At 50.0% G+C, this 16,385-nt stretch carries 13 protein-coding genes; 7 read left to right on the top strand and 6 right to left on the bottom strand.

Annotated features, from left to right (window positions below):
- Positions 1–102 precede the first annotated feature (102 nt).
- Positions 103–2,934 (top strand): aminomethyl-transferring glycine dehydrogenase, encoded by a 2,832-nt coding sequence (gene gcvP, locus KB213_RS02335; protein WP_211680445.1) that lies wholly within the window; start codon positions 103–105, stop codon positions 2,932–2,934.
- Positions 2,935–2,965: 31 nt separating this feature from the next.
- On the opposite strand, the gene KB213_RS02330 is transcribed toward gcvP, so the two are convergent.
- The gene (locus tag KB213_RS02330) at positions 2,966–3,856 is read right to left on the bottom strand and encodes an NAD(P)-dependent oxidoreductase (protein WP_211680444.1); all 891 of its coding nucleotides are present in this window, start codon (positions 3,854–3,856) and stop codon (positions 2,966–2,968) included.
- A gap of 192 nt (positions 3,857–4,048) precedes the next feature.
- On the opposite strand from KB213_RS02330, the gene KB213_RS02325 reads away from it, so the two are divergent.
- Positions 4,049–4,765, top strand: coding sequence for an AraC family transcriptional regulator (locus KB213_RS02325; RefSeq protein WP_249110136.1), 717 nt, complete (start codon positions 4,049–4,051; stop codon positions 4,763–4,765).
- Positions 4,766–4,828: 63 nt separating this feature from the next.
- Here KB213_RS02325 and KB213_RS02320 read toward each other — a convergent pair whose 3' ends face one another.
- On the bottom strand, positions 4,829–8,293 hold the full coding sequence (locus KB213_RS02320) for an autotransporter outer membrane beta-barrel domain-containing protein (protein WP_211680442.1): 3,465 nt from the start codon (positions 8,291–8,293) through the stop codon (positions 4,829–4,831).
- A gap of 417 nt (positions 8,294–8,710) precedes the next feature.
- Here KB213_RS02320 and KB213_RS02315 point away from each other — a divergent pair, with 417 nt between their 5' ends.
- Entirely contained in the window at positions 8,711–9,013 is a 303-nt protein-coding gene (locus KB213_RS02315) for a putative quinol monooxygenase (protein WP_249110134.1), read from the top strand.
- A 37-nt stretch (positions 9,014–9,050) separates the two neighbouring features.
- Entirely contained in the window at positions 9,051–9,260 is a 210-nt protein-coding gene (locus tag KB213_RS02310) for a heavy-metal-associated domain-containing protein (protein WP_211680440.1), read from the top strand.
- A 4-nt stretch (positions 9,261–9,264) separates the two neighbouring features.
- Here the strand turns inward: KB213_RS02310 and KB213_RS02305 are convergent, their stop codons facing one another.
- The 3 genes from KB213_RS02305 to glnA form a co-directional block, all read right to left on the bottom strand.
- Positions 9,265–9,909, bottom strand: a complete 645-nt coding sequence (locus KB213_RS02305) for a trimeric intracellular cation channel family protein (RefSeq protein WP_211680439.1) — start codon at positions 9,907–9,909, stop codon at positions 9,265–9,267.
- A gap of 168 nt (positions 9,910–10,077) precedes the next feature.
- Positions 10,078–10,677 carry a hypothetical protein gene (locus KB213_RS02300; RefSeq protein ID WP_211680438.1) on the bottom strand — a complete coding sequence of 200 codons (600 nt, stop codon included), beginning with the start codon at positions 10,675–10,677 and terminating at the stop codon, positions 10,078–10,080.
- 315 nt (positions 10,678–10,992) lie between these two features.
- Complete coding sequence (glnA, locus tag KB213_RS02295) at positions 10,993–12,438, bottom strand: type I glutamate--ammonia ligase (RefSeq protein ID WP_068173644.1); 1,446 nt, start codon at positions 12,436–12,438, stop codon at positions 10,993–10,995.
- Positions 12,439–12,638: 200 nt separating this feature from the next.
- Here glnA and KB213_RS02290 point away from each other — a divergent pair, with 200 nt between their 5' ends.
- The 3 genes from KB213_RS02290 to KB213_RS02280 all read left to right on the top strand — a co-directional run bounded on the left by KB213_RS02290 (position 12,639) and on the right by KB213_RS02280 (position 15,694).
- Positions 12,639–13,802 carry an aminotransferase gene (locus KB213_RS02290; RefSeq protein ID WP_211680437.1) on the top strand — a complete coding sequence of 388 codons (1,164 nt, stop codon included), beginning with the start codon at positions 12,639–12,641 and terminating at the stop codon, positions 13,800–13,802.
- A gap of 25 nt (positions 13,803–13,827) precedes the next feature.
- Positions 13,828–15,306, top strand: a complete 1,479-nt coding sequence (gene tldD, locus KB213_RS02285) for a metalloprotease TldD (protein WP_211680436.1) — start codon at positions 13,828–13,830, stop codon at positions 15,304–15,306.
- 166 nt (positions 15,307–15,472) lie between these two features.
- Positions 15,473–15,694: a type II toxin-antitoxin system HicB family antitoxin gene (locus tag KB213_RS02280; RefSeq protein WP_211680435.1), complete on the top strand. Its 222-nt coding sequence runs from the start codon at positions 15,473–15,475 to the stop codon at positions 15,692–15,694.
- Between the two features lie 145 nt (positions 15,695–15,839).
- Here the strand turns inward: KB213_RS02280 and KB213_RS02275 are convergent, their stop codons facing one another.
- Positions 15,840–16,142, bottom strand: a complete 303-nt coding sequence (locus KB213_RS02275) for a YggT family protein (protein ID WP_211680434.1) — start codon at positions 16,140–16,142, stop codon at positions 15,840–15,842.
- Positions 16,143–16,385: the final 243 nt, after the last annotated feature.

Genomic DNA, 16,385 nt, shown 5'->3' with positions numbered 1-16,385 from the left:
AAACACCACAGAAAAACACCCTGCACCCGTCGAACGATAATGATTGACCTATCGTAGCCCTCACTCGGGCTGCCCTGTGATGATGCAAAGAGTATCCCCATCGTGACAACGCTTTGGCCTCAGCCGACGGAATCCTTCAGTGCCCGCCATATTGGCCCGCGCTCCTCTGAAATTGATGCGATGTTGCAGGTGGTTGGGGCGAGCAGCCTTGATAACCTGATTGATCGCACTGTGCCGGAAGCTATCCTTGATCGTGGAGATCATGGGGTTGGTGCGGCGCTGACGGAAGGCCAAGCGTTGGCACGTTTGCGTGGTATGGCAGAACGTAATCAGGTTCTGACATCCATGATCGGGCAGGGCTATTATGACACGGTTCTTCCCGCCGTCATTCAGCGCAATATTCTAGAAAATCCAGCATGGTACACGGCTTACACGCCGTATCAGCCAGAGATCAGCCAGGGCCGTTTGGAAGCGCTTTTGAACTTCCAAACGCTGGTTGCGGATCTGAGCGGCTTGGATATTGCGAACGCATCCTTGCTGGATGAAGCGACCGCATGTGCGGAAGCCATGGCCTTGGCACGCCGTGTATGTAAGGCGAAGTCCGAGCGGTTCTTTGTGGATGCTGATACGCACCCACAAACGCTGGCTGTCCTACAAACACGCGCTGAGCCTTTGGGCTGGGAAATCGTCGTTGGTAACCCATGGACGGATCTTGAAGGTCAAGATGTGTTCGGTGCGTTGTTCTCTTACCCGGCATCGTCCGGTGCAGTGCGTGACCCGCGCGCGCTGATTGACGCATTGCACGCTAAGGGCGCGATTGCGGCTGTTACGAGTGATCCGCTGGCACTGGTGATGTTGGAAAGCCCGGGCGCATTGGGTGCCGATATTGCTGTTGGCTCCATGCAGCGCTTTGGCGTGCCAATGGGCGCCGGTGGCCCACATGCGGGCTTTATGGCCACGCGTGATGCGTATAAGCGCCATTTACCGGGTCGTTTGGTCGGTGTGTCCAAGGACAGCGCGGGTAACCCAGCCTATCGTTTGGCGCTGCAAACGCGTGAGCAGCATATCCGCCGTGAAAAAGCGACGTCCAATATCTGCACAGCGCAGGTTCTGTTGGCCGTGATTGCCTCTATGTATGCGGTCTATCATGGGCCAGAAGGTTTGCGTGCCATTGCACAGCGCACGCACCGTATGGCGTCCATCCTTGCGGCGGGCCTGAAGGCGCTGGCCGTTAAGGTTGAGACGGACGTCTTCTTTGATACGATTACGGTCGATGCCGGTGCATCGGCTGCGTTGGTGCTGGAGCGTGCGCGTGCAGCGGGCATTAACCTGCGTGATGCAGGCAATGGCCGTTTGGGCATCTCCTGTGATGAGACCACAGAAGCGGACAGCATCCGTGCATTGTGGCGCTGTTTCTGCCCAGATGAGGCGCGCTTGGCCGCTTTGGAAACGGGTCTGTCGTTAACGGAGGTTCTGCCAGCATCCTTGCAGCGCAGTGCAGCGTTGTTGACGCATCCGGTGTTCCACGCACATCGCTCTGAGACGGATTTGCTGCGTTATATGCGCGCATTGTCCGATAAGGACCTCGCGCTGGATCGCACGATGATTCCGCTCGGCTCCTGCACAATGAAGCTGAACGCGACCAGCGAGATGATCCCTATCACATGGCCGGAATTCGCACGGATTCATCCGTTTGCACCCGCTGATCAGCGTGAAGGCTATGCAGAACTCTTCGCATATCTGGAAGATGCTCTGTGCAAAATTTCGGGCTATGACGCAGTCTCATTGCAGCCGAATTCCGGCGCGCAGGGTGAGTATGCGGGCCTTTTGGCAATCCGTGGTTATCATCGCGCACGTGGTGATGACGCGCGTGATGTGTGCTTGATCCCAGCATCCGCACATGGCACGAACCCAGCATCCGCGCAGATGGTTGGTATGCGCGTGGTTGTTGTGGCGTGTGATACCGATGGCAATGTTGATGTTGATGACCTGAAGGTGAAGCTTGCGCAGCATGATGGCCGCGTTGCCGCGATCATGATCACCTATCCGTCCACCCATGGCGTGTTTGAAGAGCGCGTTGTTGAGATTTGTGCACTGGTGCATGACGCTGGCGGGCAGGTGTATCTGGACGGTGCAAACCTGAATGCACAAGTTGGGCTGGCGCGTCCGGGTAAGTACGGAGCAGATGTCTCACACTTTAACCTGCATAAAACCTTCTGCATCCCGCATGGCGGCGGTGGTCCGGGTATGGGGCCAATCGGCGTTGGCGCGCATTTGGCACCGTATCTGCCGGGTGCATGTGATGTAGCGGTATCGGCTGCGCCTTATGGTTCAGCGTCCATTCTACCCATTTCCACGGCCTATATCATGATGATGGGCGATGCTGGCCTGCGCCATGCAACGGAAATTGCTATTCTGAACGCGAACTATATTACGGCGCGTTTGGCAGAGCATTATCCCGTTCTGTACCGTGGTAAAAACGGCTTCACGGCTCATGAATGCATCATTGATCTGCGTCCATTGAAGGATGCGTGCGGTGTAACGGTCGATGATATCGCTAAGCGTTTGATCGATCATGGCTTCCATGCGCCGACCGTGAGCTTCCCAGTTGCGGGGACGTTCATGATTGAGCCGACAGAATCTGAAAATAAAGCCGAACTGGACCGTTTCTGTGACGCGATGATTGCGATCCGTAAGGAAATCGCAGTTATTGAAAGTGGAGCGGTTGCCATTGCAGATAGCGCGCTACGTCACGCTCCGCATACGGTGGCCGATTTAGCCGGCCCTTGGGAGCGTTCTTACACGCGTGAGGAAGGCTGCTTCCCGAATGGTGTGGATACCAGCAAATACTGGTCTCCAGTCGGTCGTCTCGACAATGCGTGGGGCGATCGGAACTTGATCTGTTCCTGCCCGGATATGTCCGAATACGCTTAAAGAAAAACGGGGCTTCGGCCCCGTTTTTTGTTTATTGAACGTCAGGTAAACCGCTGGCTTTTCGCGCATGTTCCATAAGGATGACGAAGTCTTTCTCAGCATTGCCTGCGCTGATGGCGCTGAGGAGATGATCGCGGACGATTGAAGCGTAAGGGAGTGGAACATTATAATCGCCACCGGCACCTAAAAACATCTCGATATCTTTTAGACCGAGTGTCACAGGAGCGCCGGGGTAATTATATTGTTGTTCAACCATAAGGCGCCCATAATTTTTATGAACTGGCGCATTGCAAAAACTACCTGTCATGAGCTCAAAAATTTTGCATGGGTCTGTCCCGGCTTTTTCGTTCAGGGCAAAGACTTCGGCCATCTGTTCGATAGTGGAATAAATCATAAAATTTAGCGAAAGTTTGGCTAGATTGGCCTGAATAGGGTCACTGCCTATTTTGAAAACACGCGGGCCAAAGCATTTCAGTACAGGCTCCAGAAGGTTGAGAGCGGAACTTTCTCCAGCGGCCATGATGAATAATTCTCCGGCCTCTGCCGCTGGTGGGCGCCCTAAGACATTGGCGCTCACATACACTTGGCCTCGCTCTGCATGACCGTCGCGCAAGAGGCGCGCTTGTTCTAAAGAGACCGTGCTGCAACAGACATGTATAGAGTCTGGAGATAGCCCTGAGGCGATGCCGTTTTTGCCAAATGTTGTTTCATGAGTTGTTTTGTCGTTAAACATCATTGAAAAAACAATATTGGATTCTCTCGCAACAATCTCAGGTGTTTCTGCAAAAGTAGCTCCCATTTCTAGGAGACCTGTCGCTTTGGATACTGTACGATTATAGATGAAGAGAGAGTGTCCTGCTTGAATAAGACGTTTAGTCATTGGATATCCCATGGCACCAAGACCGATAAATCCTATTTTCATGATATTTCCTTTTGTCTTTACTATTAGAGTTAGGGACAGATATTTTCTGTCCTGCTGAATATTTTAAAGAGATTGCACTTGGCTTTCTTGCTTCGTTAAGCCATTTTTTGACTCATGTGCGCCAAACCATCGCTAATTTTTTCCGAAATTGAATCTCTTGATGCAAACTGTCCGTGGTTGCTTGGTGGCCATATGCAACAAAAAACCCGCCGTATCGCTAATCCGCATGCGCATTCTCGTGGGCAGATCTTGGGGGTTAGGCACGGCATTATGGCGGTGCGGACGGAAAGCGCTTATTGGCTTGTAGGCCCAGGGCAGGCGTTATGGCTGCCACCTTTGTTGGAGCATAAAGCCCGTTCTCATGGTGCAATTCAGGGGTGGAGTTTGTTTATCGCCCCAAGTCGATCAAATATTTTACCTGAAGACCCTTTTTTAATTCGGTGTACATCTCTGCTAATGGCACAAGCTGAGCGCTTGTCTCACTGTGCATCTGGCTTGGTTTGGAATGATGTTCATGCGCGTTTAGCAGAAAGCTTTTGGGATGAACTTCTGGTTCTGCCGCATGCATCCGTTTCGTTACCTTTTCCTCAGGACGTTCGATTACGTCGTGTGGTGGATGCTTTGAGTGAAAACCCTTCTGATCGCCGTGAGCAGCAAGATTGGGCATACGAAGCTTCTATGTCAGTACGCTCATTTGTTCGTTATTTTCGACAAGAAACAGGTATGTCGTTTTCTGCCTGGCGGCAACGTTTACGTATAATAAATGCACAGGAGAGATTGGCCTCTGGTGAGGCCGTTACGCGTGTTGCTCTAGATGTGGGTTACGAAAGTATAGGTGCATTTAGCGCGACATTTCGAAAAATAACGGGATGTACGCCAAAAGAATATTCTATAAAAATGTGTATTTAAGATGGATAGATTTTTTGGGGACCATAAATTCTGGCCCCCAATACTTTTGATGATAAACCTTAATTAAAAACGGTAGTTCAGAGCAGCATGGATACCGCTTTGTGTGTATCGGCTTCCATATTGTCCTGAATACTGGAGGTTTAAGTTTAATCTGTTCGCAATTTTCGCTTGTGCACCGGCAGAAACAACTGCGGCATCTTGTGCGAGAGGGATACCTGCGGCTTCAAAGTTGGAGCTTCCGTTCCAGAAATATTGATGCACTGTTGGCGTAATATTCCCAAAAGCATGGCGATAACCAGCCGAGAATTGCGGTTGAACATGCAATTTATGGAATTGTAGGTCCGTTGCGAAGCGTGAGCCGAATGTGGTGAAGGCAACGCCCGTGTTGGAGTTCGCTCCAGAGATTGCTGTGGCGCCACCTTGTTCCGTAAACGGATTGGTATTCTGGTTAACGTAGGCTGCGTTTGCAAAGGGCTCAACATTTATACGACGGAACGTCAGGCGATAGCCAAGATCTGCAAAGGCTTGCGCCGTGCCTCCGTTATAATGGCTGCTATTGCGGTCAGAAACACCAAGGTAATCAACGTTGCGGTTCATCGTCATGGCGTTGAACGTGTATGTTGCGCCTATGTTTAGACCCAGCTTTTTCCAACGTCGGCCACCATAGGCACCAAGGCTGAAGTTGTTGCTCTGCCCACTAGCGGATTGGCCGCTATCAGCAGAGAAACCAGAATGGCCATAGGCAAACAAAGCTCCCAGATGCCATTGCTGGAAAGCCGTCGTATCGGCACCGAGAATGAAACCGCCGGTTTGATTATGTAGACCTGCGGCATTGGCTGTTTGTGCGTTATGGCTCCATTCGCCATAGCTTTGCATCCAAAGTCCTTGGCGGTCTGTATGGCATTGCCCATCATCCGCAATGCGTACGCCGTGTGAATAAGATGCACTTTGCTGTGCTGAAAGGCCGGCTCCAGGGGCGCACTCAATTGTCCGAAGCCGCTCAACTGCTGTATCACGGATGTCAGAGGCATCTTGGATCAGAGCCGTACGAACAGACGCATGTACTTCACCTGCAAGCGCACGGAGTGCTTGGCGTGCTTCGGGTATATTCAGTTGTGTTAGCGGCGTCGTGAGTGCCAGCGTAGCGGGGAGGGCATCTAAAGCACTGCCTGCTGAGTATTCGTTACGATTTGTTGCCGCAGAAGAAAACAAGACATTACTGCGGCTGATATCGAGCGAAACGCTGTTTGCTGTGTAGCTGAGTGATGGTGTTAGGAAGGGCAAATAGCCAGATGGGCCGGTCAAGTTGCTTGAGAGCTGTCCAAATCGTCCGTAAACGCCGTTCATCGCTGTGAGAATGGTGTAGCTTTGGCCCAGAACAGGAGCACGGGTTCCGCTGGAAACGGGAGCAGACACAGTGGCACCATTAAGGGTAGCTTGCCCGTCCACGGTGATACGACTGCTATTTGCACCTTGTGTCTGTACAAGATACGTCGCGTTTTGTCCGAGCGTTAAGTTCCCAAACGATACATTAAATGCACCGGGTGCGGGGCTTGCCGAAGGTGTGCCGGGGGAGACAATGCCAGACACGACGTTTAAGCCGCCCGTGAAGGATCCCGTACCGCCGATAAAACCGGTGGATTGTACGAGGCCATTGGTCTTGCCATTGTTGATAAAGACACCAGCATTTTGAACGGTCGTTTGTCCGAGAGAGCCGTTGAGGATCAAGCTAGCATTTGCGCCGATGCCTGTGTCGCCGGTGTAGGTATTGTTACCCGAAAGCGTTTCCTGGCCGCTTGCGATAATCAGGCCACCAAATTTAGCGCCTGAAGACAGAGCATATGTGACCGGGTATGGCTCGCTGGTTGTTACACTGCCGGGAGTATAGAAGTTTTGGAGAGCACCGGAGAAAGTGTTATTTGCGTTGGTTAAGACCAGTGTGTTCTTGCCGAGTAGAACGGTACCCGAACCAGATAGTGATTGGATTTCTTGGCCTTGCCATGAATTGGTTAGGTCCAGAGTACCATTATTCTGGACTATTGAAGACGATGCAATGCTCCCAGGCCCACCAATACCGAGCCACCCTTTGGCTGCGATAGTGGTTGCTCCGGTATAAGTATTGGCACCGGTCAGGTAGGCAATGGCATTTTGTTCAACTGTGACGGAGCCTTTTCCAGAGATAATACCAGCGACGCCGAGAGGCCCCATGGCGTTTGTAATATCAAGTCCGTTGCTGAAATTATCAGATGTTACATAAAATGGTGTGTAACCAGTTGCTGCATTTTTCAGGTCATACATGACGGCATTATGGAAATAAAATGAGATGCCATTAATAGCTGATGGAGGGTTGAACTCATTATCAGACGGAGCAACTGTAATCGTGTTGCTCTCATCGCCACTGTAATCATCACCGGAAGATAAATTTTCGGATTGGTTTCCTGTGCCATATCCGAGTGTTGTTAGGGTAATTCCGGGACGTAAATTACCATTCGATGCAGCATTTGGGTTGCTATATGGATCGGCGTTTGGATCAACTGTTCCATTATTCACAGCGCCCTGATAGAGGCCTGAATCGGTTAGAACAATGCTTGGCGTACCAGAGTCCAGCAAGGTTAGCAGAGTTTTGCTAGAGCTTTGTCCATTAGAGCTTAGAGTGTACTTAAAGAGCGTATCAAACTCAGTGGAGCTTTGTGCGCCGGAAAGAGCAAAAGTCCCTTGAGCCCCTGCAGCCCATGGTACGATGCTGAAGAATTGTGCCCGTAAAGCGGGTGTTAAACCCAAGATCATGCAGGCACTACCACAGCTTCCGGGGGTAGAGGCGGTCCCATTAGCTTCAACAATGTAACCAGATTTGGTCAACATGCCTGGAACGCCATTGCCAAAGTCACCTGCGCCAAACGTGCCAAAGAAGTGACCTTCTTCGGGGGGCTGTCCTTGGTCTATATTCTGCTGCCAAGTCAGGTCTTGGTAATAGGGTTGTGTTGTAAAACCTGCATTGGTGAGTGTGGGGTTATTGATTTGTATTCCGGGTTGCCCAGGGAGGCTATTCATTGTGGCAATGTAATAAGGTGCTGCCGCGACGGGAAGGCCACCCTGTGTGTTATAGTTTGAGTTTATTTTTCCAGTAGATGAGTTAAAAAACTGAATACTCTGCACGGTCGTAGGATTGAGTAGATATCCATACGTACCATCCCCGTACATATAAGGCGTAAGACTTGCGACGGATTGTTGTGTGTTTGCTGTCGGGAACCAAGACGGTGCAGTGCTTCCATTACCGACATCAATATTAAAAGAATCTGATCCAGTATCGAAAAGATATTCTTCTGGTTGCCCGCCGTTAACCCCGACATTGATGCCTAGTCGATAACCGGTTGTGAGTGGGCCATTGCTTTGATTGGTCCACTGTTCGGATATAATATCGAGAGGAATAGACTGTGCGCCAGCATGAGATGTGCAAGCAAGCACAGTCATAGAGAGAAGTGTGGCACGATAACCGAGAAGAGAGCGGTTTTTTTTGTTATGCGACATAGAGATCAGTTACCAATCAAAACATACTATTTATTTTTGTAACTATATTTAACGTTATTGGTGAAATACATTATTTTAAATAAAATTATATAAATATTTTTACACAATAACTCATGTATTAATAAATATATTGAATATCTATATATGATATTTTTATATTGTTTTGATTTAATAATAATACTCTTGTGGTGATGTGTTTATGTTTTATTGTGTGGTCATACTCATGGTTTGAAATATACCCTCTTTCGGAGGAGTAATTCTTTAAAAATTTGGTGTTTGATAAAATTTGATTATCACCACCTTTAGGGCGTGATGGGGTTCTTTTTTGTGGTTTAGAGCACCACCTTAAGAAATGGTTTTGAGCTTTGGGTATTGTTGCTCATGGCGCATAATTTAAATCTTATGGAGGGGAGCATCATGACCCAAGCGGTACATGTTGTTGCGGTGGTAACGGTTACGCCAGAGAAGGCACCAGAATTACAGGGAGAACTGACACGTTGCTTGCGTGATACCCGCAAAGAAACTGGGTGTGTTTCTTACACGATTAGCCGGGACCTTGAGAAAATAGGGCGTTTTACGGCGGTTGAAGAGTGGGCATCCCGTGGAGCATTTGAGGAGCATCTGCAAACACCGCACTTTCAAGCCTTAGCCGCTCTGGCTCAGACATTGGATGCGCAATTGGATCTGATGCAGTTGCAGCCTTTAGAAGCCGCTCCCTAAGTTTTGAGCATAATGTATTGTGGAAAAGGAACAGAATATGGCGGAAGTGTCTTTGCGCGTTGATGGTATGTCTTGTGAAGGATGCAGCAAGCGCTTGCAAACATCATTAAATGCCCTTGAAGGCGTGCAGCAGGCTCAAGTGACGTTAAAACCGGGGCAGGCCGTTGTGCAGTATGATGAAACACAAGTGACCGTTCAGGCTCTAAAAGAGAGTATTGAAGAAAGTGGTTTTGATGTCCTGAATTAATGCCTTAGCGGTGATATACAGGAAGGCCAATGCCGCGCGTAATGGCTAAAGCGCGAAGACTAAATCCGGCCAAAATGCTCACGCCCACCGTTATGATTGGCGGTTGGCCCAGATGTGTGAGCAATATATAAAGCCCTGAGGCGAGAGCAACGGCAGTCACGTATAGCTCTCGCCGTATGACAATGGATGGTACACCAGCGAGAACATCGCGGAAGATTCCCCCCAAACAAGCGCTTACCACTCCCATGAGTAATGCGGGGAGGGGAGGGATACCATAAGCTGTTGCTTTAGCTGTTCCAAAGACGCCATAGGCAGCAATGCCTAAGCCATCAAACCAGTCGACAGCCCGCGCGGGCCATAAATGTGCAGGAGTAAACCATACAGCAAGGGCTGCAATTAGGCATGTTAGGGCTGTGGTTGAATTATGCAGCCAAGCGACTGGGGCGCCGATAAGGAGGTCGCGCATTGTGCCTCCGCCAACGCCTGTGATAACGGCAAAAAAGAAAAATGTGAGAATGTTTTGTCGTGCTTTGGCAGCTTCAAGCGCACCTGAAATAGCAAAAAGGGCAGTTCCGGCTACATCCAATAACCGTGTAGCATGAGTGGAAAAGTGGTGAAGAGTGCCGGGAAAGTTGGGCTGGAAGTCCATGAGTGAAGAGGCTGCCTAAGATCTATATGCGTATGAATGCCGTATTGTGCATGATTGACAGGCGGAGTGCTGGGTGTCACGTTTATTTTCGTTTCCCGAAATATCTTCACGTTATTACTCGATAAGGTTATAAAATAAGAAACAAAATTTATAATTGAAACTTATTGGTTATGAACGGCGCCCAAGAGTAACCTTTACTTTTTCTTTCGCCATTTTAATGGAAATAAGCGATGCTCCCATCATGCGGTTGATCCGAGTATCATCTGTAAGAGAATATACAGGGATATGTTCTAAGAGAGCGCTGATTATTTTGCCGCCCGTTCCAGTTAAAAATTTCTCAAAAGTAGGTCTGAAAGTGTTAATGAGGCTCGCTGTTTTTTCTTCTAAATTGAGGGTTTTTACCACACTGCGCAGCGCATTTTCCCAAGAGTTATCCGCTGATTCTTTTTCATTGGTGTTGGAAGTTGTGATTTTACCAATAGTTGTTTTTTCAATTAATAGATCTGAAATATAAAATTTCTTCTCACGAAAAATTAGTGTGGCAGAGAATTGTAATTCAGCCTGTGCATGAAATATTCCTTGTTGCACATTTAGCGTCGTGGTCACTCTCATTCGATCGTCTGACATGAAGGATAGATCGACTTTAGGTATAGAAATTTCGAATCCTGCGGCTTCAGTAGTGAGTGGCAGGGCTAAATTGAGTGATTTTTGTAAGGCAAGTTTGGGGATAGACAGCGTAATTTGTTTTTTGAAGAAAAATTTCCACATAAATAAACTCCAAAAATAAAAACTCATTTTTATTTAATTATATATCTCCTGTAAAGTGGGTGTTATTGTTGATAATTATATACCATTTTGCGAATTTATATGGTGAAGACCTTTGTGTGTGGTTTTATAAAATATATATTTCGCGATCGTATGTGAAGCGTGCTCTAAGTCATGCCATAAATATATACAGTTTTAAAATTAAGAACCAAGATTTATGGGCTGTTGTTGTTTTTGACGTTAAACGTCTCTTAGTGGTGAGTATAAAAAAAGCCCGGCACTAAGGCCGGGCTTTTCTCTGTCAAAATCCCAGAAGGATTAGACGGAGTAGTACATTTCGAATTCAGCTGGGTGAGGCGTGTGTTCAAACTTGTACACTTCGCTCCATTTCAGATCGATGTAGCTTTCGATCTGATCCTTGGTGAACACGTCACCAGCCAGCAGGAACTCATGATCTGCGCTGAGGGCTTCAAGCGCTTCACGCAGGGAGCCAGCAACGGTTGGGATCTGAGCCAGTTCATCCTTCGGCAGTTCGTACAGATCCTTGTCCATGGCTTCGCCTGGGTGAATCTTGTTACGGATACCGTCAAGGCCGGCCATCAGCATTGCAGAGAATGCGAGGTAAGGGTTAGCGGTCGGGTCAGGGAAACGAACCTCGATGCGCTTTGCCTTCGGGCTGTTGCCGTGTGGGATACGACATGAAGCAGAGCGGTTTGCGGCTGAGTAAGCGAGCAGAACAGGTGCTTCAAAGCCTGGGATCAGGCGCTTGTAAGAGTTGGTGGATGGGTTGGTGAAGGCGTTCAGTGCCTTCGCATGCTTGATGATGCCGCCAATGTAGAACAGAGCGTCTTCTGACAGGCCAGCATATTTGTCGCCAGCGAAAGCAGGCTTACCGTCACGCCAGATGGACTGGTGAACATGCATACCGGAGCCGTTATCGCCAGCGATTGGCTTCGGCATGAAGGTTGCTGTCTTGCCGTAAGAATGCGCAACGTTGTGGACGCAATACTTGTAGATCTGCATGAAGTCAGCAGATTTTACGAGCGTTGCGAACTTCGTGCCGAGCTCATGTTGTGAACGCGCCACTTCGTGGTGATGCTTTTCAATCGGCAGGCCCATTTCGCCCATTGTGGACAGCATTTCAGCGCGGAGGTCGTGCTCGCTGTCTACCGGCGGTACTGGGAAGTAACCACCCTTTTGCGTTGGGCGGTGACCCATATTCCCTTCTGGATAAGCCTTCAAGCCTGCTTCTGGGCCTTCGATGCTTTCCAGTTCGTATGTGCCGTAATTCGGGCCTGTACCGAAGCGAACGCTATCGAAAATGAAGAACTCAGCTTCCGGACCGAAGAATGCTGTGTCACCAAAGCCAGCAGACTTCAGGTAAGCTTCAGCCAGCTTTGCCGTGGAGCGTGGGTCACGGTTGTAGTACTTGCCCGTACGTGGGTCGACGATATCACAAACGAGGATCAACTGCGGCTTAGCAGAGAAAGGGTCCATGACAGCGGTTTCTGGGTCCGGCAGCAGAACCATGTCGGACTCGTTGATGGCTTTCCAACCCTGAATGGATGAACCGTCGAACATGAAACCTTCTGTGAAGGTGTCTTCTTCAATGGTGCTCACGGTTTGTGTCGTGTGGTGCCACTTGCCCTTAGGGTCCGTGAAGCGCAGGTCGACGAATTCGGCTGCATGCTCTTGGATCAAGGAGAAGACGCGTGCAACGGCTTCTGCGTTAGGGGCCGGAACGGAAGAGTCTGTCTGAGTCATGGGACTATAACGCCTTAACTGAGTGTGAACGGCATCAAAACGATTAGGGGACATTTGCCCCGCTGTCGAGGGTATGTTGCGTAAGAAAAGCTAGAGAATCTCTCTTAGAAATAGGAGGGGTTTTGTCCAGATGAGGTGTTGACGAGAAAGCGACTCTCAATTGATGTGTGTGTCAGCAACGAGACCGACGAGGAATAGGTATGAAGACCCCAAATACGATGCTCTCGGCATTGCCGACGACGATTTTCACACGCATGTCACAGCTGGCGGTACAGTATCAGGCTGTGAATTTGGGGCAGGGTTTTCCGGATACGGAAGGGCCAGCGGATATTGTAGCGCATGCGGCGCAAGCGTTGCGGGATCAACGCAATCAGTATGCGCCTCTTACGGGGCTTCCGGAACTGCGCGAAGCTGTTGCGGAGTCCAATAAGCGTTTTTATGGTTTGGATATTAATCCGGCGACAGAAGTCGTTGTGACATCAGGTGCTACAGAAGCGCTGGCTGCCAGCTTAACGGCGGTGATTAATCCTGGTGATGAAGTGGTGTTGATTGAGCCGCTTTATGACACGTATCTACCCATGATCCGTCTTTTGGGAGCGGTTCCGAAATGTGTGCGGCTTGAGCCGCCGTCATGGGAGTTGTCACTGGAGGCTCTGAAAGCGGCGTTCGGCCCTAAAACGAAAGCCATTTTGCTGAACTCTCCCATGAACCCGGCCGGGAAAGTGTTTTCGCATGAAGAGTTAAGCGCGATTGCCGCACTGGTACAGGAGCATGATGTCTATGCCATCTGTGATGAGGTGTATGAACACCTAACGTTTCACGTGAAACATTATCCGTTGATGACGTTTCCGGGAATGCGTGAACGCTGCATGCGGATTGGTAGCGCTGGTAAGAGCTTTTCATTGACTGGGTGGAAAGTCGGGTATGTCACGGCGCCGGCACCGTTGGCGGATTTGATCGCAAAAGCGCATCAGCTTTATGTTTTTGCGACGGCCCCGAATTTACAGCGTGCCGTGGCTTATGGTCTGCGGAAAGATGATGCGTATTACCATGAGTTGGCGTCGTCTCTGGAAGAACGACGTGATTTGCTGCGGGATGGTTTGCACGAATTGGGCTTTAAAACGCTCCCGGCAGATGGAAGTTATTTTGTCGTGGCGGATATTACACCCTTGGCCAAGGGGCAGGATGATGTCGCTTTTGCAGAGTGGTTGGTGCGTGAAGCGGGTGTAGCGACGATCCCTGTTTCGGCTTTTTATGATGCCAGCTCGGCTGAGCCGCCGCGTAATTTGATCCGCTTTGCATTTTGTAAGCAGCCGGATGTGTTAAAAGAGGCTCTGAAACGTCTAAAGGCGGCTTTGGGCTAAGATGAGTGTTAAGGAAAACAAGAGTATGTCGGATATCAGCGCGCAGGCGGTATTACAGCATGGCTCCGCGCTGAAAACGACGGATGATGTGTTTTTCGGCAGAGCGCAGAGTGCCCTATCATTGGATGGGGCGCAGCGCGCGGTGCAGCGTGCTTTGGCGCATGTTGATGATGGTGAGCTTTTCTTAGAATACCGTGAGAATGAAGGGTTAGCCTTTGATGACGGCACCATTCGTTCGGCTAGCTTTTCGACGACGTCTGGTTTTGGTCTGCGTGCCGTTTTGGGGAATGAAACCGCTTTTGCACATTCGGATGAACTGAGTGACGCGGCTTTAGGGCGTGCGGTTGAGGCTGTATCGGCTTTATCCCAAGGGCGGTCAGGTAGTGCTGCGTTAGCACCACGTCGTGCTGGCGGCGCGCTTTACGGTGCTGAACGGCCGCTAGAGGGGACGGCATTTGCACAGCGCGCTACGATTTTAGCTGAAATTGATGCTTATGCACGGGCAGCGGATACGCGGGTGGTGCAGGTGAGTGCGAGCCTCAGTTCAGAATGGCAGGCTGTGCAGATTATGCGCCGTGCTGATGATGGTGAGCGTTTGGCTGATATTCGTCCCTTGGTACGCTTGGGGGTGAGTGTTGTTGTTGAACATGGTGGCGTTCGGGAAAGCGGCTCTCATGGTTTGGGGGGGCGCTATACGCTTGAGCGCCTTCTGGCACCGGAGGTGTGGAAACATGCTGTTGATGAGGCCCTGCGTCAGGCTCTCGTGAATTTGGAAGCAAAACCGGCTCCTGCTGGAGAGATGGAAGTCGTGTTGGGCGCTGGCTGGCCGGGTATTTTGCTGCATGAAGCTGTGGGGCATGGTTTAGAAGGCGATTTTAACCGCAAGGGTACGTCCTCTTTTAGCGGTATGGTCGGGCAGCGTGTGGCGTCTCCGGGGGTAACGGTTGTTGATGATGGTACATTGCCGGAGCGCCGTGGCTCTTTGACGATTGATGATGAGGGCACCCCGACAGGACGTAACGTTCTAATCGAAGATGGTATTTTAAAGGGATATTTGCAGGATCGGCTCAATGCCCGTTTGATGGGGGTTGCCCCAACGGGGAATGGCCGTCGTGAATCCTACGCACATGCGCCTATGCCCCGCATGACAAATACCGTGATGCTGGGTGGTGATGCGACCACGGAAGAGATGATTAGCTCCGTGAAAAACGGATTATATGCGGTGAATTTTGGCGGCGGTCAGGTGGATATTACCTCGGGTAAGTTTGTTTTTGCCGCGTCTGAAGCATATCGCATTGAAGATGGAAAAATCACGACCCCTGTGAAGGGTGCAACCCTTATTGGTAATGGTGCTGATGCGATGAACCGTATCTCTATGATCGGGCAGGACATGGCGCTTGATCCCGGTATTGGTACATGTGGTAAAGCTGGTCAGGGTGTGCCTGTGGGTGTAGGGCAACCGACGTTGAAGTTGGCCGGTTTGACTGTAGGCGGTACTGTGTAAGTCAGGTCGTCTCTGTACGGTGGGAACTTGCTCATTGTGGCGTTGTGATCGGCGGTACTCTTGAGTGAATGTGTGAAGGATGGAGGTCTTAATGCTTTTGAGTGTTAAGGCCTTTTTTCTGAGTGTAGAGTGACGGTCATGAGCGTCGTGTTAAGGGAGTAAGACGGTGCCGCATCATCAGACAAAACCTTTGACAGAAGGCGCACGGTTGGATCGTGTTCTGGCGCGTTTGCCGAAGGATTGGCGTATTACGATTGAGCGTGACGAAACAACGTTTTGGTCTGTTGTTTTGGCAGACCCAGAGGGTGGGTGTGTGTCGGAGAGTGGCTCATCCTTGGGGGAAGCGCTCGAGACGGCATGGCGTGCATTGCGCCGGCCATCGGCTTAATGCTGAGCAGCATGGAGCGGGTTATGGAGGGTGTAAAAGGCAAAGGCTTTGTGAGGGAATCACAAAGCCTTTTTTGTCTTTTAATGGAGGTAAATACTACCTTTCAGCCTCGTGCAGATAGGTCTTATTGCGGCACAGTATCGCGTTAGAATTGATGGTACAGCGTGGCCATGAAGAGGTGGCGTAAAAGCGGTTGTACAATGAACTGAATGGCCAGAAGTAGGACAAAGGGGGCAAAATCGAGTCCGCCTGTTGCCGGGAGAATACGCCGTATAGGGTTCAGAACAGGCTCAACGATGCGGCCTAATGTGCTGTAGAGGCCATAAAAGAAGCGGTTATGAATATTCAGGACGCCATAACCAAGCAGCATGGACATGACGCAGTAACCGAGCAGCATCCACGTGAAAACACGGATGAGAAGTTGGATAAGCAGGTACAGATCGAACATGAAGGTGCCTTGTCTGCGAGGGGGGTTAAAACTGTGGAAGGTTTTAGCTTAGGAATTGTTTACGCTTAGAATTTGGTTTTTATCGGGCTTGTTGAGGAACGACAACCGGTATGCAGTGTGCCGTTTGAGGCATGTCAGTTCCATGTTTATGGCAGGGTGACGGATGGCGGAACTATGATACAGGGTAACATCATAGTGTTTTAAAAGAATATTTCATCTCGTGTGAAGCTTAGGGAGATCAAG

The organism is Neokomagataea anthophila (assembly GCF_018122595.1).
Taxonomy (GTDB): Bacteria; Pseudomonadota; Alphaproteobacteria; order Acetobacterales; family Acetobacteraceae; genus Gluconobacter; species Gluconobacter anthophilus.
Note: the sequence above shows the minus strand (reverse complement) of the source record. Positions and strands in the feature narration are given on the sequence as shown.

Coding starts and splice junctions, on each gene's coding strand:
- KB213_RS02330 (WP_211680444.1), bottom strand. CDS start 3,856: ATGAAAATAGGATTTATCGGTCTTGGTGCCATGGGATATCCAATGACT.
- KB213_RS02325 (WP_249110136.1), top strand. CDS start 4,049: ATGCAACAAAAAACCCGCCGTATCGCTAATCCGCATGCGCATTCTCGT.
- KB213_RS02320 (WP_211680442.1), bottom strand. CDS start 8,293: ATGTCGCATAACAAAAAAAACCGCTCTCTTCTCGGTTATCGTGCCACA.
- KB213_RS02315 (WP_249110134.1), top strand. CDS start 8,711: ATGACCCAAGCGGTACATGTTGTTGCGGTGGTAACGGTTACGCCAGAG.
- KB213_RS02310 (WP_211680440.1), top strand. CDS start 9,051: ATGGCGGAAGTGTCTTTGCGCGTTGATGGTATGTCTTGTGAAGGATGC.
- KB213_RS02305 (WP_211680439.1), bottom strand. CDS start 9,909: ATGGACTTCCAGCCCAACTTTCCCGGCACTCTTCACCACTTTTCCACT.
- KB213_RS02300 (WP_211680438.1), bottom strand. CDS start 10,677: ATGTGGAAATTTTTCTTCAAAAAACAAATTACGCTGTCTATCCCCAAA.
- glnA (WP_068173644.1), bottom strand. CDS start 12,438: ATGACTCAGACAGACTCTTCCGTTCCGGCCCCTAACGCAGAAGCCGTT.
- KB213_RS02290 (WP_211680437.1), top strand. CDS start 12,639: ATGAAGACCCCAAATACGATGCTCTCGGCATTGCCGACGACGATTTTC.
- tldD (WP_211680436.1), top strand. CDS start 13,828: ATGTCGGATATCAGCGCGCAGGCGGTATTACAGCATGGCTCCGCGCTG.
- KB213_RS02275 (WP_211680434.1), bottom strand. CDS start 16,142: ATGTTCGATCTGTACCTGCTTATCCAACTTCTCATCCGTGTTTTCACG.